22 protein-coding genes and 1 rRNA gene are annotated in these 21061 nt (G+C 41.3%); 6 read left to right on the forward strand and 17 right to left on the reverse strand.

The window, feature by feature from the left end:
- The 11 genes from ACWM35_RS10745 to gloA2 all read right to left on the reverse strand — a co-directional run.
- Positions 1-108 (reverse strand): 16S ribosomal RNA (locus ACWM35_RS10745); the annotation flags it as partial.
- 354 nt (positions 109-462) lie between these two features.
- On the reverse strand, positions 463-1296 hold the full coding sequence (locus ACWM35_RS10750) for a YitT family protein (protein WP_454818182.1): 834 nt from the start codon (positions 1294-1296) through the stop codon (positions 463-465).
- Positions 1297-1475: 179 nt separating this feature from the next.
- Positions 1476-4553, reverse strand: a complete 3078-nt coding sequence (locus ACWM35_RS10755) for an efflux RND transporter permease subunit (protein WP_454818184.1) — start codon at positions 4551-4553, stop codon at positions 1476-1478.
- A 207-nt stretch (positions 4554-4760) separates the two neighbouring features.
- Entirely contained in the window at positions 4761-5054 is a 294-nt protein-coding gene (locus ACWM35_RS10760; RefSeq protein ID WP_454818186.1) for a hypothetical protein, read from the reverse strand.
- Between the two features lie 112 nt (positions 5055-5166).
- Positions 5167-6060, reverse strand: a complete 894-nt coding sequence (locus tag ACWM35_RS10765; RefSeq protein WP_454818188.1) for a GNAT family N-acetyltransferase — start codon at positions 6058-6060, stop codon at positions 5167-5169.
- Between the two features lie 18 nt (positions 6061-6078).
- A complete protein-coding gene (locus tag ACWM35_RS10770) occupies positions 6079-7080 on the reverse strand; it encodes a 5-oxoprolinase subunit C family protein (protein ID WP_454818190.1) in 1002 nt (333 codons plus the stop codon).
- Positions 7077-7844 (reverse strand): LamB/YcsF family protein, encoded by a 768-nt coding sequence (locus ACWM35_RS10775; protein WP_454818192.1) that lies wholly within the window; start codon positions 7842-7844, stop codon positions 7077-7079. The genes ACWM35_RS10770 and ACWM35_RS10775 overlap by 4 nt, the downstream gene beginning before the upstream one ends.
- Positions 7831-8562: a 5-oxoprolinase subunit PxpB gene (gene pxpB / locus ACWM35_RS10780; RefSeq protein ID WP_454818193.1), complete on the reverse strand. Its 732-nt coding sequence runs from the start codon at positions 8560-8562 to the stop codon at positions 7831-7833. The genes ACWM35_RS10775 and pxpB overlap by 14 nt, the downstream gene beginning before the upstream one ends.
- 147 nt (positions 8563-8709) lie before the next feature.
- Positions 8710-9561: a glycoside hydrolase domain-containing protein gene (locus ACWM35_RS10785; RefSeq protein WP_454818195.1), complete on the reverse strand. Its 852-nt coding sequence runs from the start codon at positions 9559-9561 to the stop codon at positions 8710-8712.
- Between the two features lie 162 nt (positions 9562-9723).
- Positions 9724-10116: a VOC family protein gene (locus ACWM35_RS10790; RefSeq protein WP_454818197.1), complete on the reverse strand. Its 393-nt coding sequence runs from the start codon at positions 10114-10116 to the stop codon at positions 9724-9726.
- Between the two features lie 36 nt (positions 10117-10152).
- Positions 10153-10539: an SMU1112c/YaeR family gloxylase I-like metalloprotein gene (gene gloA2, locus ACWM35_RS10795; protein ID WP_454818198.1), complete on the reverse strand. Its 387-nt coding sequence runs from the start codon at positions 10537-10539 to the stop codon at positions 10153-10155.
- 404 nt (positions 10540-10943) lie between these two features.
- Between gloA2 and ACWM35_RS10800 the strand changes: the two genes are divergently transcribed.
- The 5 genes from ACWM35_RS10800 (at position 10944) to ACWM35_RS10820 (ending at position 14468) form a co-directional block, all read left to right on the forward strand.
- Positions 10944-11189 (forward strand): VanZ family protein, encoded by a 246-nt coding sequence (locus ACWM35_RS10800; protein ID WP_454818200.1) that lies wholly within the window; start codon positions 10944-10946, stop codon positions 11187-11189.
- A gap of 111 nt (positions 11190-11300) precedes the next feature.
- On the forward strand, positions 11301-11804 hold the full coding sequence (locus ACWM35_RS10805) for an Lrp/AsnC family transcriptional regulator (RefSeq protein ID WP_454818201.1): 504 nt from the start codon (positions 11301-11303) through the stop codon (positions 11802-11804).
- Positions 11801-13012 carry an aminotransferase gene (locus ACWM35_RS10810; protein WP_454818203.1) on the forward strand — a complete coding sequence of 404 codons (1212 nt, stop codon included), beginning with the start codon at positions 11801-11803 and terminating at the stop codon, positions 13010-13012. Before ACWM35_RS10805 ends, ACWM35_RS10810 begins: the two co-directional genes overlap by 4 nt.
- Before the next feature lie 133 nt (positions 13013-13145).
- Positions 13146-13535, forward strand: a complete 390-nt coding sequence (locus tag ACWM35_RS10815) for a VOC family protein (protein WP_454818205.1) — start codon at positions 13146-13148, stop codon at positions 13533-13535.
- A 21-nt stretch (positions 13536-13556) separates the two neighbouring features.
- Positions 13557-14468 (forward strand): DMT family transporter, encoded by a 912-nt coding sequence (locus tag ACWM35_RS10820; protein ID WP_454818207.1) that lies wholly within the window; start codon positions 13557-13559, stop codon positions 14466-14468.
- A gap of 129 nt (positions 14469-14597) precedes the next feature.
- On the opposite strand, the gene msrA is transcribed toward ACWM35_RS10820, so the two are convergent.
- Entirely contained in the window at positions 14598-15554 is a 957-nt protein-coding gene (gene msrA / locus ACWM35_RS10825) for a peptide-methionine (S)-S-oxide reductase MsrA (protein WP_454818209.1), read from the reverse strand.
- Positions 15555-15726: 172 nt separating this feature from the next.
- On the opposite strand from msrA, the gene ACWM35_RS10830 reads away from it, so the two are divergent.
- Positions 15727-16971: an ATP-binding protein gene (locus ACWM35_RS10830; RefSeq protein WP_454818211.1), complete on the forward strand. Its 1245-nt coding sequence runs from the start codon at positions 15727-15729 to the stop codon at positions 16969-16971.
- Between the two features lie 69 nt (positions 16972-17040).
- Here the strand turns inward: ACWM35_RS10830 and ACWM35_RS10835 are convergent, their stop codons facing one another.
- The 5 genes from ACWM35_RS10835 to ACWM35_RS10855 form a co-directional block, all read right to left on the reverse strand.
- Positions 17041-17376 carry a bh protein gene (locus ACWM35_RS10835; RefSeq protein ID WP_454818213.1) on the reverse strand — a complete coding sequence of 112 codons (336 nt, stop codon included), beginning with the start codon at positions 17374-17376 and terminating at the stop codon, positions 17041-17043.
- Positions 17377-17530: 154 nt separating this feature from the next.
- Entirely contained in the window at positions 17531-18439 is a 909-nt protein-coding gene (locus ACWM35_RS10840; RefSeq protein WP_454818929.1) for a sugar-binding transcriptional regulator, read from the reverse strand.
- Between the two features lie 207 nt (positions 18440-18646).
- Positions 18647-18931, reverse strand: a complete 285-nt coding sequence (locus ACWM35_RS10845; RefSeq protein WP_454818215.1) for a PTS sugar transporter subunit IIB — start codon at positions 18929-18931, stop codon at positions 18647-18649.
- A 38-nt stretch (positions 18932-18969) separates the two neighbouring features.
- The gene (locus tag ACWM35_RS10850; RefSeq protein WP_454818217.1) at positions 18970-19632 is read right to left on the reverse strand and encodes an L-ribulose-5-phosphate 4-epimerase; all 663 of its coding nucleotides are present in this window, start codon (positions 19630-19632) and stop codon (positions 18970-18972) included.
- Between the two features lie 43 nt (positions 19633-19675).
- A complete protein-coding gene (locus ACWM35_RS10855) occupies positions 19676-21025 on the reverse strand; it encodes a PTS galactitol transporter subunit IIC (RefSeq protein WP_454818219.1) in 1350 nt (449 codons plus the stop codon).
- Between the last annotated feature and the right edge of the window lie 36 nt (positions 21026-21061).

Consider the following 21061-nt stretch of genomic DNA (forward strand, 5'->3'; position numbering starts at 1 on the left):
CCGTCCGCCGCTAACCAAGAGGTGCAAGCACCTCAAGATTCGCTCGACTTGCATGTATTAGGCACGCCGCCAGCGTTCGTCCTGAGCCAGGATCAAACTCTCCAAGAAAGTTGATATAGCTCATAAAGTTACGTTGGCTCATATTTCTTTTATAATAGAAGAAACATGATAATTATTATTTGTTGACGTTTTTGTTTGTTTAGTTTTCAAAGATCAATTTCTTCAAATCGCTCAAAGGCGACTTTTTAATAATATCAAGTTATCAACCTAAAGTCAACAACTTTTTTATTTTCTTTTTTAAAATCTTGTTGTTTTCGCAACAACAGATATTAATATACCACCGTTACTTCATGCATGCAATAGCTTTTTATCCAAAATATTAAAGTAACAATTTTCAAGCTATTCCGATCAATTCTAAAAAAACAGCAGGGATATCTTCCTACCCTGCTCATTTATCCAGCACTACGCTGCTTTGTATCCCTTGCCAATCATTTCATGGACATTATGGATAGTAACATAGGCGTTTTGATCGATTTCGTTAATTATGGTTTTCAACTGAACGATTTCTTGCTTATTAATGACTATGTAGAGCACTTCTTTATTCTGTCCTGTGTACCCGCCTCGTCCATCAAGAACGGTTATCCCTCTAGACATTTTTGTCGTGATGTTAGACAAGACCATTTCGGGCGAATTGGAAATGATAAGAACAGCCACTTTTTCATCCAGTCCCTCGACAATAAAATCAATCGCTTTCGCGCCAACATAAACAACAAGCAAGGTATACATTGTTTTTTCGAGACCAATGATGAAAACAGAACCAGCCACGACTACAACATCAAAAATCAACATCCCTTTCCCAATACTCCAACCTAACAATTGGTTCGTAAGTCTCGCTAAGATGGTCGACCCACCTGACGTACTGCCAGTTCGAAAAATCACGCCTAACCCGACACCAACCAATAGCCCAGAAAAAATCGAAGCTAGAAACAAGTCATCGGTCAGTTTCCTTCCAATTTCTTCGGTTAAAAGCAAAAAGACAGAACTGGAGGCAATCGTAATTAGCGTATAAACCATTGTCCTTTTATCAAAAAACTTATAACCAATTAACAAAAGAACCCCATTCAAAACAAAACTCACAATACCTGGAGACCACTCAAACAAGTAGTGGGTAACAATCGTAATCCCTAAAATCCCGCCTTCCGAAAGACCATTAGGAATCGTAAAAAAATTCACCCCAATCGCAAATATAAGCGACCCCACCAAAATTAACCCAATATCCTTCACCGTATTCTTCATATAAACAACCACTCTTCTAACTATTTTTCTACTATAATAATACAACATTGAATTGGTGCCTGTCACCGCACGTGGACAGTTCCCTTTTATTCTATATACTGAGTTTGGCTTTGACTGAATTTGGCTACAGCAGGTAATAAATGAGCCCGCTTCAAAAATAGGAACCCCAGTTGGGATTCCTATCGGTGTTTTGCTGTTATTTTCATGTTTCTTGTTTTTTTGTCAAAGTAGCTATAGATGACTGGGATAACGAATAATGTCAGTAATGTGCTACTGAACAAGCCTCCGATGACGGTAATGCCCATCGGCTGGTTGATTTCCGTGCCTTCCCCAATTCCGAGGGCGAGTGGAACCAGCCCGAGAATTGTTGTTAAGGCCGTCATTAAAATCGGTCTAGCCCTATCTTTGACTGATTCAACGATTGCTTCAGCACTATCCATCCCGTCTGACTTTTTCTGGTTGATGAAATCGACAATGACAATAGCATTATTGACGACAATCCCTGCCAAAACAATGACACCAATGATTGCCGTAAGACTAATCGGTGTCTGGGTTGCGCTTAAAGCAATCGCTACTCCCACCACCATCAAAGGAACCGTAAACATGATGACAAAAGGATATTTAAGTGATTCAAACTGTGCTGCCATCACAAGATATACAAACACAATAGCCAGCACAAGTGCAAGGGTTAGTTCATCAATGGAAGAATCAAGGAGCTCCCGCTCGCCACTAAAAACAATCTCCGATTCTTCAGGAAGATTGAGGGCCGCTATCTCCCGGTCAACTTTTTTGGAAATTGCCCCTAAATTCGTCGTCGATTTATACTTTAAGGTGAACTGAACAGCTGATTGCTGGTTAATTCTATGAATATCGACAGGACCACTCTTGGTTTCTATATTTGCCACCTCACCAAGCGTTACATAGGTCCCATCCGGCTTTTTCAGAAGCAGCCCCTTAAGGTTGTCTAAATTACGGGTAATGTCGCGGTCATATTCGACAAATATACTATATATTTCCCCTTCCTCCGATACCATCTGGGTCGCTCTTGTCCCCCGGGTCACATCATTGACAATGACCGCAATCTGCGCAGGCATCAGCCCATGTCTTAACGCGGACTCGCGGTTCACTTCCACCTGAATCTCATCGACTTTTTCCATTAAATCCGTTGATATTTCATTCACCTCATCCAGCTCTTTCACTGCATCGTAAATTTTATCTACTGATTTTTTCAACCTTGCTTCGTCATGATCTCTGACGCTGAAGGTTAAGGTATGAGGAGCGGAGGCAGTTGAGGACTGGAGGTTAAAAGAAAGCACCGCTGTTTGATTTGCCTGTTTTGCCGCTTTCTCCATCTCAGTCTTTACATCATCGACAAATTCAAAGGTCGAGCGGTTCCTTTTTTCAAGTTCCTTCATCTTTATATAAAGCTCACCGACGTTTGCGTGTGTCGTCCCCCTAAAGGTCTCCTCCTGAGTCGTGCCAATTAAGCTGACGTAGCTATCGACATCTTCCTTATTTTTTAATTGATCCTCGAGTGCGGAAAGAACCCTCTCCGTTTCCGTCAGGGCCGCACCATTTTCAAGTTCAACCCGAACACTAAAAAATCCTTCATCCGTACTCGGTAAAAACTGTGTACCCACTGTTGTCAATCCAAACCCGCTAAGGACGAGGGCAATAACGGTAATCAGCAACACCACTTTCCTGTGCTTCAATGACCAGCGAACAGATTTGTCCAACCTCTTCGTCCAGCTGTTTTTCTGCCTCCTATCGACCAGATTTTTTTTCGGAGCTGTTAAAAGGCGGCTCGCCAGCATCGGAACCACCGTCAATGCCACCGCCAATGAAGCCAACAAACTAAAGGAAATCGTTAGAGCAAATTCAGTAAATAACTCCCCGATAATGCCAGTAATAAACACCACTGGTAAAAATACAGCAACGGTCGTTAACGTCGAAGCCGTAATCGCAGCACCCACTTCTTTCGTGCCATCCTGTGCCGCTTCCTTACGATTTTTCCCCATCGCCAGGTGACGGTAAATATTTTCAATCACGACAATCGCATTATCAACAAGCATTCCGATACCGAGCGCGAGTCCTCCGAGTGTCATAATATTTAAGGTAAAATCAGCAAAATACATCAACACAAACGTCACAATCACCGAATATGGAATGGCAATCCCGATGATCAGCGGACTTCTAATATTTTTCAAAAATAGGAACAAAACCGCCATCGCTAGGACACCACCGACAAGAAGCGAATTGGTAATACTCCCAATGGCCATTTGAATATAATCACCTTGATCAAATAAGATTTCGGACTGAATGTTTTTGTATTTTTCTTTTTCTAGCAAAGAATCAAGCTGGTTAGTAAATGCTTGGGAAACAGCTGCCGTATTCGAATCAGACTGCTGCAGGACGCTTAAAAGCACGGATGGCTGCTGGTTTGTCCTCGTAATCGTGTGGTCATCTACTTTGGCCAGCTCAACTTGGCCAATATCCTTCAGTGTAATGTTTACCCCAGAGATTGGATTTGCGATAATCGTTAGATTTTTCAATGTCTCAATCGAATCAATGGTACTAATAATCCTGGTTGTAAGTTCTTTTCCTTCAGTTAAAATGGTATCTCCTGGCAGGGAAATATGATTGGCTTTGATAATATCTATAACCTCTGCCTGACTCAGTTGTAGATTCTTTAGCTTTTCCTGATCTAGTTCAACCCTCACTTCATGTGCCGAGGTGCCGGAAAGATTCACACTTGCAACCCCATCGACTTTGGTCAATTCAAGCTTTAGCTGCTCCGCAAGCTCCCGCAAAGATTCCTCATCCTGCTCGGCCCATAGTGACAGCTGGATAATCGGAAATTGAGCAGGGTCGAACTTCAAAAAACGCGGCTTCCCAACATCCTCAGGAAGCGGAGTTAGATCCAGCCTTTGAATCACCTCATTTTGAATTTCATCAATATCCGTCGTCCACGAAAATTGCATTAGAATGAAGTTCGCGCCTTCCTGGGAAGTAGACGTCATCGTTTTAATACCTGGAAGAGTAGCAAGATTAGCTTCAAGCGGCTTTGTTACCTTCTCCACCACTTCCTTCGGACTGGCACCTGGATATGTCGTCACCACCACCCCAACCGGCGGACTGATTTCAGGAATCAGTTTCATCGGAATATTAAATAGCGACACTCCCCCCATAATCAATATTAAAAACATCGTTACAAGTGTAAAAATAGGACGCCTAATTGAAAAATTACTAATCCTCATAAAAATCCCCTTCCAGCTAAAACGGCATCAGGATCATATCCATATGTAAAAATTTTCCCTTTCTCACTTCTACTATATTAAACAAAGGAAAGCGACACAAGTGACAGACAGTTCCATAATATTGTGGAATCCTGCTTTTCTTTTTCTATGAAACGAGAAAGAAAGGACCCGCTTTAAGCGAAGTCCTTTCTCACTTTCTGTATGCAATTAAAGTTTCCAGGCAGGAAAATCGTTGTCTTTATTTTTTTCATATTCTCTCATTCTAGAATATGAAGTTGCCAGTTCTGCTAGGATATATCCCTGAGGGCTTGGTGTTTCAACATGATTGTTTAACTCTTGTATTTTAATATTCGAAAACATATTTGCTACTTGAGCCAAACCTTTAATGGTGTCCATTAGTTCAGGGTTGTCATTGTAATTACAATTCGCTATCGAGTAAATATAATCAAGTCTGTTCCTAATGTGCTTCAGCGTTTCGATATCAAATGGATCGTTTTTCATTACACTTCACCCCTTATTAGTAAAGCATATGGAACGAATGGTAATGTGAACCGAAATAAAATAAATATATTTATTCGAGAATAAACAGATCCATTATGAAAACTTATTATTCCTATAAAAAGTATTGAAAACAGGCAACAGCCGAGACTTGTTTAAACCCCTCCTGCAGATATAGAGCTTTGGCATGCTCATTATCTCCGTTCACGCAAAGGACGGTTTTGTCATAAGTTTGTTCCTTTGCAAAACGTAACGATGCTCTCAAAAGGCATCTTCCTAGGCCTTTGCCTTGATACTCTGGAATAATGGCAATCGGTCCGATATTCATGATTGGTGAATTTTCGTATTCATCATCTGATCCCCTAATTACTCCGACAGGGCGATCCTTATGAAAAAGAATCATCATCCCGCCCTCAAGATAATCTCGCTCCGCAATCATCTTTTTCACCATTTCTGGGGTGACTGGAGTTTCACTCCCTTGAAGCTTGGCAAAGCCAGCATTTCTCACCTGACACCAAATTTCTTCATCCTGACCAGGCATAAAGGGGCGGATTTCATACTCTTTCGACAGGGTGTAGGCTGGTACATCCTGTTCTGCTCTGACAAGTAAAAACGAGTACCGCTCCACCGTAAACTTCAACTCTTCGATGTACTTGGTTAATTCTCTGTTTTCCACCGGGATAAATAGAAAAACCTTATCTAAGTCTTTGGTGTGCTTGAGGATGGCTTCCATTAGCAATTGGTATCCATTTGCATCTTCTAATTCCGAGTGAAAAATACGAAAACGAGCTCTTTTCCCCCGCTTATGATAATCATCAATAATCAGGGATGCAGCGGCAACGACCACCCCACTCTGATTCGTCATTATATAAGTAGGATTCTCTGCAGAGAGCTCAAAATCTCTTAAATCCTGTTCATACAAATACGAATCATCCACCTCTAACCTATGCTTCCTACAATACGCAATAAAATCAGCTAATCGCTCATCCCTTAACTCCTCAACCCTCATTTCCACTCCCCCTGAAAATCAAAAATGGTGAACCTTAAACAATACATTCACGATGTCTACCAAGGAATCTTGGGACCTCAGTGTCCAACTAGAGCGGACATTTGTCCACGAATGGTGACAGGCACCGAAATCTTCACCAGTATTTTCAACCAAATCCACTGCAACGAAACGAACGTGACTGCCAGGCGGTGCTTGTGCAAGTTTCGCGATGTCACCTGAGAGAATGGTTCCGATTCTTGTGTAGCCGCCGGTGGTTTGGCGCTCGGCCATGAGGATGATAGGCTGTCCGCTGGCTGGAATTTGAATCCCGCCTAATGGAATGGGATCGGAAATGATGTCGGCACTGGCTTGGTGCTTTATTTTTGGTCCAGTTAATTGATAACCCATCCGATTGGATTGCGGCGAAATCGTATATGCATCTGTTAAGAAAGTACGAATCCCCTCTGGAGTGAATTTGTCGAGATGCGGTCCCAGTACTACTCTTACAGACAGCTCTTTTTCATAGTTAGGAACGAGGTCTGGATGAACGAAACGATTCCTTCTTATAATCGGATTTCCATCAAGAATATCTCCCTTTTTTATAGCTCTGCCTAGATAACCGCCAAATTTCCCATTCACAAATGTCGATTTACTCCCCAATACGAGAGGGACATCAATACCGCCAGCAATCCCAATATACGCCCAACTTCCTTCCACACACCTGCCAAAGGAAAGAACCTGCCCCTGCTTGATTTTCATAGCCTTCCACATTGGTACTGGATTCCCGTCAAGCGTTGGCGAAAAATTCCCGCCACAGATGGCCATCGAAAAATCAGCCAATGCCTCTAATCGGGGACCGTTCCGCGCCACTTCAAGTACCGCCTCACCTAGGAGATTCCCCACCAGCAAATTGGCCATCTTCATTGAGTACGGATCCATTGCCCCAGAAGGACTGATTCCAAACCGCTGGTACCCGTATCTTCCTTGGTCCTGTACGGTTGTTTGTAATCCTGCCGATAAGACTTTAAAAATAGCTGTCATTCTTTCTTCCAACGCTTTATTATCGAAATGTTTTCTGCGTGCAAAGCATTCCTTAATTCTCTTACAAACTCCAATGCCCTTGGCTCATCCCCGTGAACACAAACGGTATCCGCCTTCATCAAAACATCCGAACCATCCACGGCGGTTACTTTACCCTCTTTTATCATGCGAATGATTCTTGTTATTGCAATTTCTGGGTCATGAATCATTGCGTTCGCAGCAGATCTCGGCGTTAATGTTCCATCTGCTTGATAGGTACGATCTGCAAAAACCTCCTCGGCAACGAGAAGCCCCTTTTCTTTTCCCGCTTGGATCAATTCGCTGCCTGCTAGCCCATAAAGGACTAAGTTTGGGTTTACATCTGCGGTTGCCTGTACGATTGCATCGGAAATCAAACGATTTTTCACCGCCATATTATATAAAGCCCCATGTGGTTTCACATGCGTCAAAGCTCCACCCTTTGAAGCCGCGACTGCGGACAAAGCACCAATTTGATAGACTGTAAGATTATAAATCTCTCTAGGGGTCAGCTCCATTTCCCTTCTGCCAAACCCCGCTAAATCGGGTAATCCTGGATGAGCACCAATTTGAACGCCATTTTTGATTGCCAGTTCAACCGTTTCCATCATGACATGAGGGTCCCCGGCATGGAAGCCGCAGGCAATATTGGCAGATGAGATATAACGCAGGACTTCCTTATCATTACCGATTTTAAAAGCACCAAAGCTTTCGCCAAGGTCACAATTCAAGTCAATTACTGCCACTAGGCGCCCTCCTTCTGTACGTCTTCACCTTATAGTTTTTATTAGCCTTTATTGCTTGATATTCCTCGAATTCTATTGGTACAAACTTCACATAATGTCCAGAAGATAATAAGGAAGGAGGATCATTTTCTAAATTGAACAACACAATCGGAGTGATCCCAATAATTCTCCAACCAGATGGAACTTTCGCTGGATAAATTCCGGTTTGCATACCGCCTATTCCGACGGAGCCTGCCACCACGCTTGCTCTTGGAGAAGTGAGCCGCGGAACGTGAATTTTTTCCGAAAGCCCACCTAGATAAGGAAACCCCGGCATAAATCCCATCATGTAAATGAGATATTCCTTTTCGGCGTGGGTTTGAATAACCTCCTCCTCGCTTATCTTATTGTATGAGGCTACAAAGGATAAATCCGCCCCTGTTTCTCCTCCATAATAAACAGGTATGGTATATACAAGCTTTTCAAACGCCGGCGCTTCCTTCGAAAGATGATAAATCACTTGAACTTTCTCTACTAACCGCCTAGAGCATATTCTCGAAGGATTATAATAAATGACTACTGTCGTGTACCCAGGAACACATTCCACGACCCCCTCTAAGCTCTCCTCCTCAAAATTCCGAACAAATTGATCAACCTCCCGATGAACCTCCTCACAAATTTCCTTACCAAAACAAACTCGAATCGCCAAATCCCCAAGCGGAACAATCTCAATCCCCATAACCCCCACCTAACACCGTTTTTACCTTTTATTATACAGAATTTTTCAAAAAAAAGGTGCCTGTCACCGCTTGTGGACGAATGTCCACGAGCGGTGACAGGCACCAAATATTCATTTATCACATTTTATACATCCATTTATGCATTTTTACCACAGGTGTTGGAGTATATTTGACTGGACGAGATTGGTGTCTATGTTGCAGGGCTGACCGTCGATGCCGTATTGCCAGATGGAGACGTTGACGTTTTCAGGGGCTCCTGGCTGATATTGGGGAGCGTTAGCTTGAGGTGTGACTCCTGTGTCTGGATTGCTGCTCCAAATGATGGTTTGACTTTGGACATTTCCGTTATTGGCTAAGGCTGCTTGATAGGCAGCATTAAGCGTACTTTCATTTGTGAAAACCCCATATATTCCTGGCTTGTAGGCCGAACCTAGCATCGTATCCACCCAGCCGCGGATAAAGCCTTCATCCACTGGATAATTCGGTTCGATATCAGCAAAGATCGCAATTCCCTCAGGTATACCTAATTTTTGCGCAAAGGAAATTGCCATATTTGCCTCTGCAACACCATTTTCGTAGGTTGTCGCATTTGTAAAGTGGTTATATATCGGGATGATTTTCACCCCTTGTTCATGAAGAAGTGCCACTTCCTCCTGGGTTAAACCAGATGATACACCCTCTTTGGTTTCCAAATATCTCCCAAAAACAACTGGTTTTCCATAGTTATCCACGACACATTGCATAAAAGCCTGATCTAACTTACTTGCTGTATCCACGCCCCATACAATTTCCGGCGGCGGTGGTGGTGTCGGTGCCGGTGGTGCTGGCTGCTCCTCGGTTTTGTCCACCTTATTGGCATCCACTCCTGAAACTGCTTGTGGTTCTGACACAGGGGTGGTCGTTCGTTCAGCACCATTTTGATGGAATAAAAGAAGTAGTAATGGGAGAACCAATATGGCACTGAGCACAATGATCCAAATCAATTTACTTGTTTTCATATTTTCCCTCCATTCAACTGTCCTATTAGCAATGTATTCGAACAGCCGTTTGGACGTGTGGGCACGGAGGGATTGGACAAAGATGGTTTATCTCAGGTCTTTCCAAAGCATAAAAAAAAGCCTCAACACCCTTTTCAAAAAGGATGTTAAGGCTTTCCAATTTTATAGGGATGCAGGCTGAAAAAGTTCGAGTGTTTCCCCGTCTGGACCTTTAAAGAAAATATATTTAGTTCCGTTTGCTAGGATGTTCACTTCTTCCGAGAGAAACGGTACCTTTAATGCTTGCAGACGAGTTACTTCTTCTTCAATGTTGTCAACGGTAAAGGCAATATGATGGACCTTTCCTTCATCTGGATAGTCTTCCTCATCCCCAGAAATGAGCTCAACATAGACTTGTCCACTACTTCGATCACCAAGGAACGCAAGGATAACAGAAGGCTCATTTGCTGAAATTCGGTCTAATAAATCCAACCCTAATTTATTTTGATAAAATTCAATCGAGATTTCGATATCTTTGACCATCACACCAACATGCTCTAATTTTCTTATCGCCATGTTACTCTCTCCTTTATAAAAAATCCTTAGTTTGGTTTAGACCTCATACAATTCAATAGGCAGCCCATCTGGATCGGCAAAAAACGTAAATTTCTTATTCGTATGAGGATCAATCCGTATTGCTTCTACTTCTACTTGTTTCAAAGTTAATTCGTGCACTGCTGCCTCTATGTCCTCTACCGCAAACGCTAAATGCCGTAAGCCCGCCGCCTCTGGATAGCTTGGGCGTGCAGGTGGATTGGCAAAAGAAAACAACTCAATTTGGTACTGCCCATTCACCTCAAGATCAAGCTTATAAGAATTTCTCTCCTCGCGAAAAACCTCACGAACAGGAGTCAAACCAAGAATTCGAACATAAAAATCCTTTGACCTTTCATAATCCGAACAAATCACCGCAATATGATGGATATTCAACAATTTCATCGTCCACTTCACACCTTTCCTTAAGAATAATACTATCAAAACACTAACCTCACATTTGCTCAAGAAAAAAGCGCGCTACACGCCACAAATAAATATCTTGAGTCATAACTGTGCGCCTCAGGTGGACAGTGTCCACGAGCGGTGCCTGTCACTGTTTATGCATTCATACATTCATGTATGAATGTATGAATCCCAGACTACCGGTTCAAAATGGGGTTGAGGTGATGTTTTTTATGCGAGGATTAATTGTTTTTGTGTGGGCTGGGGTGATTTTTGTTTTTGCGTGTACGTCTAGTTTTCGCGGGTTGGTTGAGTCGGGGGTGGTTCGGTTTCGCTAGGATGGCGATCCGTATTTAACGGACTTGCTATTGCCTTTACCGAAGGCGCTTAGCAGTTATTTCCTGATGCAAAAATTAGGTCATATTGTTGCTTTTTTTATTCTTACTGTTTTGCTGGTCAAGTGCATTTACTCAAAATCTCTCGCTCTGCTTCTATCCATTTCTTATGCAGCTTTAACCGAGGTCCTTCAATTATTTTTCACTCGTGATGGAAGAATATTCGATATTGGTTTTGATGGAATTGGAATTCTATTAGGACTTAGTTTAGGCATTCTCTTCTCGATTCACCCTAAAAAACACCTCCATCATTAACTTGAGACGATTCACAAAAATTTGTAGCTAAAATTATCATATTATTCTCAACAAACCACAACAATAAGGTATTATTATGTATAACTTATTTTAATGATTGAGGTGGATGCTATGCATTTAACAGGTGAAGAGTTAGAGATTTTATCCATTCTAGAGGAGAATCACCGAATTCCTGTTGAGGATATTGCAATGATGGTGAACAGTAGTGTAGACAACGTTCAGGCTACGATTAAAAAGTTAGAGGATGAAAAGGTTATAGTCAGTTATCCGGCCCTGATCGACTGGAGTAAGGTTGCGGGAAAAGAAAATATCGTCGCGATGATCGATGTCAAAGTTACTCCCAAGCGTGGTGTAGGTTTTGATGAGGTTGCGGAAAGAATCTACCGCTTTCCGGAGGTTACTTCCTTATATCTCATGTCGGGTGCTTATGATTTATCGATTACCATCGAAGGTAAAACGATGTCTGAAATCGCCAACTTTGTATCTGAAAAACTTTCCACCATTGATAACGTTATCTCAACGACAACTCATTTTATGTTAAAAAAATACAAACACGATGGTGTCATTTTCGGTGAAACCAAAGATAACGACCGGAGAATGGTGGTATCACCATGAATAAGGAACACCACCACTATCTATCACAAACCGTAAAAGAGATAAAACCTTCTGGGATTCGAAAATTTTTCGATCTTGCTGCCACAATCAAAGGCGTCATTTCCTTGGGGGTTGGGGAGCCAGACTTTATCACACCATGGAGCATTCGGGAAGCAGCCATTTTATCACTAGAAGAGGGCTTCACCTCTTATACTGCGAACCCAGGACTGCTAGAATTACGCCAGGAAATAGCCCACTATTTAAACAGTCGCTTTCATGTTCAGTACAATCCGGAGAATCAGGTTATCGTAACCGCTGGCGCGAGCCAGGCGATCGACCTCTCCTTCCGTGCGATTCTAAATTCAGGCGATGAAGTATTAATTGTCGAACCAGCCTTTGTTTCATATGGCCCACTGGTGGCATTAGCAGGCGGAAAACCGGTACCTGTCGCAACCCATCCAGATAACGGTTTTAAGGTAACCCCTGAACAAATCGAGCAAGCCATTACGGAAAAAACAAAAGCGATCCTCCTTTGTTCACCTAATAACCCAACTGGCAGTTATTTAAACAAAGAAGAACTTTCCGCTATTGCAAAGGTCATTCAAAAACACGACCTCATTGTCGTTTCAGATGAAATTTATGCAGAATTAACCTATGACGAAGAATATACAAGCTTTGCCTCGATCGAAGGCATGTACGAACGGACCATTTTAATCAACGGCTTCTCCAAAGGCTTTGCGATGACGGGCTGGAGATTAGGCTTTGTTTCGGCACCAGTCGTATTTGCTGAGCAAATGGTGAAAATTTTGCAATATACAACGATGTGCGCACCCCATATGCTGCAGCACGGTGCAATCGAAGCACTACGGAATACCTATCATGAAGTAGAAACAATGAGGAGAAGCTACCGCAGACGGAGAAATTATGTCGTTCAGTCGTTAAATAACATCGGTTTAGATTGCCATAACCCAGGTGGAGCCTTTTACGTATTTCCATCCATCAAAAAAACGGGGCTTACATCGGAGCAATTTGCCGAACAGCTGCTCTTAGCTGAAAAAGTAGCGGTCGTACCTGGCAGTGCCTTTGGCGAAAGTGGCGAAGGCTATGTTAGATGTTCCTATGCTACTTCAATGGAACAGCTTCAAGAAGCGATAAAACGCATTGAACGGTTTATGAAAACGTTAGAAGCAAATACCACTCAATCTGAAAAACTGTACTCAAAATCCTAACAATATGATCGATTCAAAAGGACAAGGCTAATCCCTGATTAGCCTTTTTCCATTTCTTAACCATTTCTCAACCATTGTGAAAAAATCTATGGTATGATGCTGTTAGTAAAATTTATTCAAAGAGGTGTGCGTCATGATTCAGTATAAAGGGCTTCATCATGTTAGTCTAACGGTGACCGAATTGGACCGTGCGAAGGATTTTTACAGCAATATTTTAGGTTTAAATGAAATTGCTCGCCCTACTTTTGATTTCCCTGGCGCTTGGTATGAGGTTGGGCACCAGCAAATTCACCTCATTGTCCTTCCTTCCTCTCAAACGATTCGAAAAGATAAGCGCCTTAGCAGCAGAGAGGGCCATTTTGCATTAAGAGTAGAGAATTACCATAAAACATTGGAGTGGCTCGAAAAGAATGGAGTCGAAATCTTAAACAAGCCCGACAGTAAAAGCGGCTTTGCTCAAATATTTTGCGCTGACCCCGACGGGAATTTAATCGAACTTAATGTGGATCAAGAAGATATGTAAACAACAAGATAGGAGAAAAAAATGAAATCAAATCGTTCTCAATCCATCACGTTGCCGTTGACGATTTCGATCATCGCCATTTCCTTTTCTGCGATATTTGTCAAATGGTCAGACGCGCCAGCTTCTATATTAAGCATGTACCGGATGATATTTGCTAGCATCCTCATGCTGCCTATCGTTTGGAAATACCGAGCGGAATTTAAAAAAATTGCTAAAAAAGACTGGTTCTTCCTCTTCTTTTCTGGCCTATTTTTGGCCTTGCACTTCGTCTTATGGTTCGGTTCGCTGAAATTAACAACTGTCGCAAGCTCCACCATCATCCTTGCCTTGCAGCCAATTGTCTCACTTATTGGTGGCTTTTGGTTATTTAAAGAAAGGACCACTGTCCCTGCTTTAATGACGATGGGAATCGCAATTGTAGGTGCAGTCATGATTGGCTGGGGGGACTTCGGTTTAAGCCAGAAGGCTATTCTTGGCGATTTGCTTTCCTTCTTCAGCGTGATCGCCGTGGTTGGCTATTTATTAATTGGACAAACAACCGTAAAGAAAGTCGTGCACTGGATTTATAGCTTCTGTGTATTTTCCTTTGCTTCTATGGCTCTCGTAATCTACAATATTGGGACCGAAACGGCGTTTACAGGATACCCTGCAAAAGAATGGGGAATCTTCCTTTTACTAGCGATCGTGCCAACGATTAGTCATGTGATAAACAACTGGCTTCTAAACTTCGTCAATGCAACAACGATTTCAATGAGTATTTTAGGAGAACCTGTTGGTGCAACGATTTTGGCTTTCCTTTTACTAGGTGAACGCCTTGTCGGTGCACAAATTACAGGAGGCTTACTTGTGCTAGCAGGAGTATTCTTCTTCCTAATCCAGCAGCAAAAGCCCCTTCCACTAAAAAAACAACTGGAAGAAAGCACCTACCAATAAAGCAAGCAAAAGAGTGACAAGCACCCTCAAAAATGAGAGTACCTTGTCACTCTTGATTTTTTGTAAACTGTCCACTCGAGACGGACATTTGTACATTTGTGGTGCCTGTCACCGCATTATTCCCCCTCATTATTCAAACAGTTTCAAAAACTGCGCATACCCCTCCTCGACAAGCTTATCCTTTGGGATAAATCGTAGTGCAGCAGAGTTAATGCAGTACCTGGCTCGATCAGGTCCTGGGCCGTCGTCGAAGACGTGTCCTAGGTGGGAGTCGGAGGTTTTGCTGCGAACTTCGATCCTCCGTAAGCCATGAGAGGTATCAAATTTTTCCTCTAATTCATTTCGTAGCAGTGGTTTTGTAAAGCTTGGCCAACCACAGCCAGCATCATATTTATCCACAGAACTGAACAAAGGTTCTCCTGAAATAATATCCACATAGATTCCTGCTTCATCATGATCCCAAAATTCATTCTTAAACGGCGGCTCGGTAGCATTATTCCGGGTAACCTCAAATTGCAGAGGTGTTAGTTCCTTCCGCAATTCCTCATCACTTTTCTGTTTTTTCCAGTTTTCACGGATAAAACGGGCTCGACCGGAGCCTTCGCGATAATGATTATAGTGAAATGGCATTTTTTTATAGTAATTCTGATGTTTTTCCTCGGCCGGATAAAAAGGACCCGCTGGGAGAATTTCCGTTACAATCGGATTTTTAAAGCGTCCACTCGAGGCGAGTTCAATTTTAGATCTTTCAGCGAGTTCCCGCTGCTCATCATTATGATAAAAAATGGCCGTCCGATACGAATCACCCCTGTCAGAGAACTGGCCTCCGATATCTGTCGGGTCAATTTGCTGCCAAAACAACTCCAGTAATTTTGCATAAGAAAACACTACAGGGTCAAACGTTATTTGAACAACTTCATAATGTCCCGTTGTTCCCGAGCATACTTCCTCATAGGTCGGATTTACTTTTTCTCCGCCGGTATAGCCAGAGACGACCTCCTTAATCCCAGGCTGCTCATCAAATGGTGATACCATACACCAAAAACAACCGCCCGCAAATGTCGCTAATTCTATTTCTTCAGACATTCTGACCCACTCCCATCTTAGGAACTCCCTATCATTATAATGCTATTTTTTCGTAGGACAAAAATAGGCACTTTATCACAGAAAAATTTAATTATTCGACAAATTTCGGGTAGTGCTAAACATCGAAAGTGGTATGATTATAGCAAATTATGCTTATAAAGAGGGCCAACTCATGAATAAATCGGGTCAAATTATTCTAGTACTGATTTCAATATTATTTAACACCTTTCAGAAGCTGATGGGGTATGACCAGTTTTTTACGATTGATTTTTTTATCTTCACCTCCATCGCCTGGCTGGTGGGATGGCAATATGATTGGGCGCGGACATACGCAAAGAAAGCGCGGGCTAGTGAAAAAAGCTATATCCAACTAGTCGATTCACTTCCTGAAGCCATTTTTATACATCGTAACAATAAAGTGATATATGCTAATCACGCCTCGCTTGCGATGATTGGTGCCAATGATAAAAACGATGTCATTGGTACCTCCATTTTTGACTATATTGTCCCGGAATATGAAGATCGATTGATGGAGCGCCTTAAGCAAATAAAAAAGGAAAAAATGCCGTTAAACAATATGGAATATAAGTTTAAAAGACTAGATGGCTCGAATATTTTCTTTGAAGGTTCCTCAATGTCTATCCAATTTGGCGGAAATGAAGCGATTTTGACAATCGGAAAAGACATCACCGAAAGAAAAGAACAAACCGAACGGCTCCTGCAAAAATCAGAAAAACTAGCGCTCTTAGGGCAAATGGCAGCAGGGATAGCCCATGAAATTCGCAACCCACTTACGTCGATTAGAGGATTTATTCAGCTATTTAAGGCAGACCACAAGCAATCGGAATACTATGACATTGTGCTATCCGAACTTGACCGAATCAATGCCATTGTTGGGGAATTTCTTGTTCTTGCCAAACCGAATGTCGCCGTATTTACAGAAAAGAATGTTTTGAATTTAATAAAAGATGTCACTACCTTAATTAACACCCAGTCCATCCTTAACAATGTTCAGATTTTTATTAAGGATGATGGAGATTTGCCGATGATCAGCTGCGAAGAAAATCAATTAAAACAGGTCTTCCTCAATCTTTTAAAAAACGCAATCGATGCAATGCCTAAAGGCGGGAACATTTACATACACATAAAGGAAAAAGAAGAAGGTAAAATTTCCATCCGGATCATCGACGAGGGAATTGGGATTCCAAAGGAGCGAATTAAAACTTTAGGTGAACCCTTTTATACCACGAAGGAAAAAGGAACCGGCCTGGGGCTAATGACCTGCTTCAAAATTATTGAAAGTCATAGTGGGGAGTTAAACATTCATAGTGAAGTCGGTAAGGGAACGACGATTGAAATTTTGTTGCCAACTTTTACTCAGCCGTTATTGAAAAGAGAACTACATCTGACCATTTAAATTCCCTAATACACAAAAAGCTGACTAAAATGTCAGCTTTTTGTTTACTGGAAAAGGTAAGTTGTATTGTTAGTGATGATCCTTCAGCTTTTTAAAGGCTTTCCACGTCTCATCAACATTCCGCATCAATCGATACGGTTTGCTAATGACTCTTTTTGGAAAACCACCGACGAATTTGCTTAGATCCTCTTTATATTCCTTCGTTAATCTTGATGGCTTTGAAGTAATTCTTTTGTAGACTTCTTTATACAGTTCTCTAGTAGGATTAAGGTTCATTTCTATTTTTCGGTGACAATCCGTACACTCTGTACTGTGAATTTTATCATTTAAATATTGAACGCGGTGAAGCGTTTCGTCATGGCAACGTGAGCAATAAAGGGAGACATCTAGCTCTGAAATTTTCATATTTACCTTCTCCTTACTACATATTCCGACATCTAGCTTAAAAGGAATATCATACCATTTCTTTATTATATGCTAGCGCTTAAAAAAGAATAAATAAATGCCATATTTATATTTATACTATTCAAGTATTCATTTTTATGGTACGGCCATTCACTTAGGAATTATATTTTTTCAGAATGGCACCGGCAGTCAGTTCATCGGTGATTAAAACATCAATAAATTTTCCTCTCAATGCACCAAGAATACTTTCAACTTTATGTTCTCCTTCAACTACAGCAATGACCTTATTAATGTTTTTAAAGTCATCCATGCTTACACCAATGACTTTTCTATTCAACATGTCATGAACCTGCTGCCCATTACCATCAAAAAATCGATAACCAATGTCTCCCACGGTTCCGACTTCACGAAGATTGCTTAAATCTGTTTCCTGAAGATACCCTAACTTCATCAAAGTTGATTCTGCAAACGGATTGCCAATTCCAACAAGAGCGATATCGACGTTCCGCCCGCTTTCAAGAACAGTTTGGATATCCTGCATTGCCAGTAACCTTTCTTTTAGTTCTTCCGTTTCGACAATGGCTGGAGCGTATAAATAGGTGCATGTGCCATGAAGCTTTTTCGCTAATTCGTTAGCCAGATGATTCGCATGGATTTGTACTTGTTTGACACCCATACCACCTTCCAGCGGAACAACCGTAACCTCTTCTCTTCGCTCAAAAGGGTATTCCTGAACAAGATTAGCTAATGTCTCGCCCCATGAAATCCCAATACTCTTAACGTCTTTCATATTATTGGAAATATAATTGGCACCTGCTTGTCCCACTTCCCGCTTTGCCATTTCTCCTGTAAGCCCGTTGTTTGGAACTACTACTGCTTCTACAAGACCAAAAAGACGTTCAAGATGCTGTTCTAATTCCACTGTGTGAACACTTTCATCCTTTATATAAACCTTAACAATCCCTTCATCCTTTGCCCTTTGCAGCAATTTGGATATAACCGGCCTAGAAACCCCTAATTTTTGGGCAATTTGTGCCTGTGTCCAACCGTCGTTATAATACATGTTGGAAACCTTCACCAACTGCCTTTTCTCTTGCCAATCCACTTTTAGCCATCCCCTTTACGGCAATGCATTTTTGTTTTATAAAGCAAATGTTATGTATAAGAACATTTTACACCAATTTTTTTCCAAAAGCATCTATACCTATAGAAAAAATAGCCGAGAAAACTAGTTCTCGGCACAGTCGCTAAACACTATAGATAAGTAGAATTAGGCAAGTATTTCACTTTTTAAACGGTCGTACATTACATTTACATTAATACCTGTTAATAAAGGTACACCATCTATGACTTTCTCTTTTAGTTTATCTGGAACAAGTGTCGTAGAAATAACAATGTCGTAATCATCAATACGGCTTAATTCTTCACTTATTTTAGATTGATACACTTTTACTTTGCTGTCTAATCCATTTTCCTTTAACCAATTGTTTACCTTTCCAACAACTACTGTTGAGGTTGCAATTCCAGTGCCACACATAATTAAAAGTTTTTTCATTTTTCCTACAGCTCCCTTTAGCTTTCATTTTAGTTGGTTTAAATTCTAACTTGCCCATAACTTGTTTTATAAAAGGATTTGCAGGCACTCGTAGTCTCTTGATCCAAAGGCTCCAGATCTGAGTTATGCAAAGTGGCATAATGAGTGTATTCTGCAATTTCTTCAACAAGTACGGCCGTCTTTAATGCAGATTCAAGGTCCTTGCCAATTGTGAAAACCCCGTGATTCCTGAGTAATATTGCTGGTGATTCTCCGATAGAGTCAACAATTTGTTTTCCAATTTCTTCTTCACCAATAGCCGCAAAGGATGAACACGGAATCCCTTCCCCAAACAAATTTGCTGCAGTCGTTGCGTAGCTCGGTATTCCAACCCCTCTAATCGCAAAGCTAGTTGCAAAAGGAGAATGTGTATGGACAATGCTATGAACATCATTTCGATGGCGATAAACATATAAATGACTGGCAGTATCAACAGAAGGCTTTAAATTACCTTCAACTATATTTCCTTCTAAATCTACTACTATCATTTTCTCAGGGGTTAATTGGGAAAAGTGAACACCACTCGGCTTAATAACTACCAAATTTTCCTCAGCTATTCGAAAACTTACATTTCCGCTAGTCCATTTAACAAGTCCGTGTTCAATCAATGCTTTATTTGCCTCACAAACCAATCTCTTAACGGATTCCAAGGAATCTCTCACCCCTTTTATTCCTTAATTTGAGAGCATAGGAGAAATATTCATTTTATAAATTCAGGTCATTTGAGCTTGCCGTATTCTTCCCCTTTATTTTGTTTAAATATATTAATCCACCAATTGATATAACACCGATAATCGTGATCCCTACCCAGCTTAAAAGCTTTCCTAATCCTACGAACAACAAAGTTGTCCAAACAGCTCCATCAACAAGAGCAGAGATACTAGTGCTGTCACCCAAATCAAAGTTAACATTGATGGCAGCATCTGTGATCAAAGGCGCCGCCCATGTTGCGATTAGAAGACCTCCAGCCATATATAAAGTTCCAGCAACTACTGTACGGACGATGTTACCATTGAAAACCGGAACCATTAAACAGATTAAAAATGGAATTGTCGCTAAGTCACCGAAAGGCAGAACCGTGTTTCCAGGTAAGATCACTGCTAAAAAAAGCGTAATAGGAACAATAATAAGAGAAGATGACAATACAGCTGGGTGTCCTACAGATAAAGCACTATCCATACCTATATACAAATCGCGGTTTGGAAGTCTTTTTCTAACAAATTCACTCGCTGCTTCCGAAATTGGTGAAAGACCTTCCATAAGTAAAGAAACCATTCTTGGCATTAACAGCATAACTGCTCCTGTTTGAACTGATAGTTGAAGAACTGCTTTTGCATCATAACCAGCTAATATCCCGATTACTAAACCAATTAGCACACCCATCACGGTGGTATCACCAAAGATTCCAAGGCGTTTCTGGATGGTCTCTGGGTCAGCTTTCAACTTGTTGAAACCAGGGATTCGGTCAAATACCCAATTTAATGGCAAAGCTATTAAAAAGGATGGTGCAGATGCTCCGTGCGGGAACGTAATGTTTGGAAATCCATAAAACCTTGAAATATGCTTTGCAATTAGGTCTCCAAGGAATAGAACTACAATAACGTGAATGGCAATTGTATATAATCCTAAATAAAAATTCCCTGTTAACATATATACAAGTGAACCCGTAAACGCACAGTGCCAATAATCCCAAATATCGACGTTTAAGGTTCTAGTTAATCCAAAAACTAAAAGCAATACGTTAAGTCCAATACCAACCGGGATAGCTAAACTACCTAATGCTGAACCATACGAAATAGCTGCTGCAGCCGGCCAACCAACATCAATGGTCTCTAAATTAAAGCCAAAATTTTTAACCATTGCTTTAGATGCGGGGCCTAAACTGTCTGTTAACAATCCTATAATTAGATTTAGACCAATAAAACCAATACCAACAGTCAAACCCGCTTTAAATGCCTTTCCAGGTTTTGTACCTAAAACAAGTCCAAAAATAAAGAGCAAAACCGGTAACATGACACTAGGACCAAGATCAACAAACCATTGTAACACCTGCACAAATATCAACCCCTTCTAAATATAGTAATATAGTCA

The organism is Neobacillus sp. K501 (genome assembly GCF_053749995.1).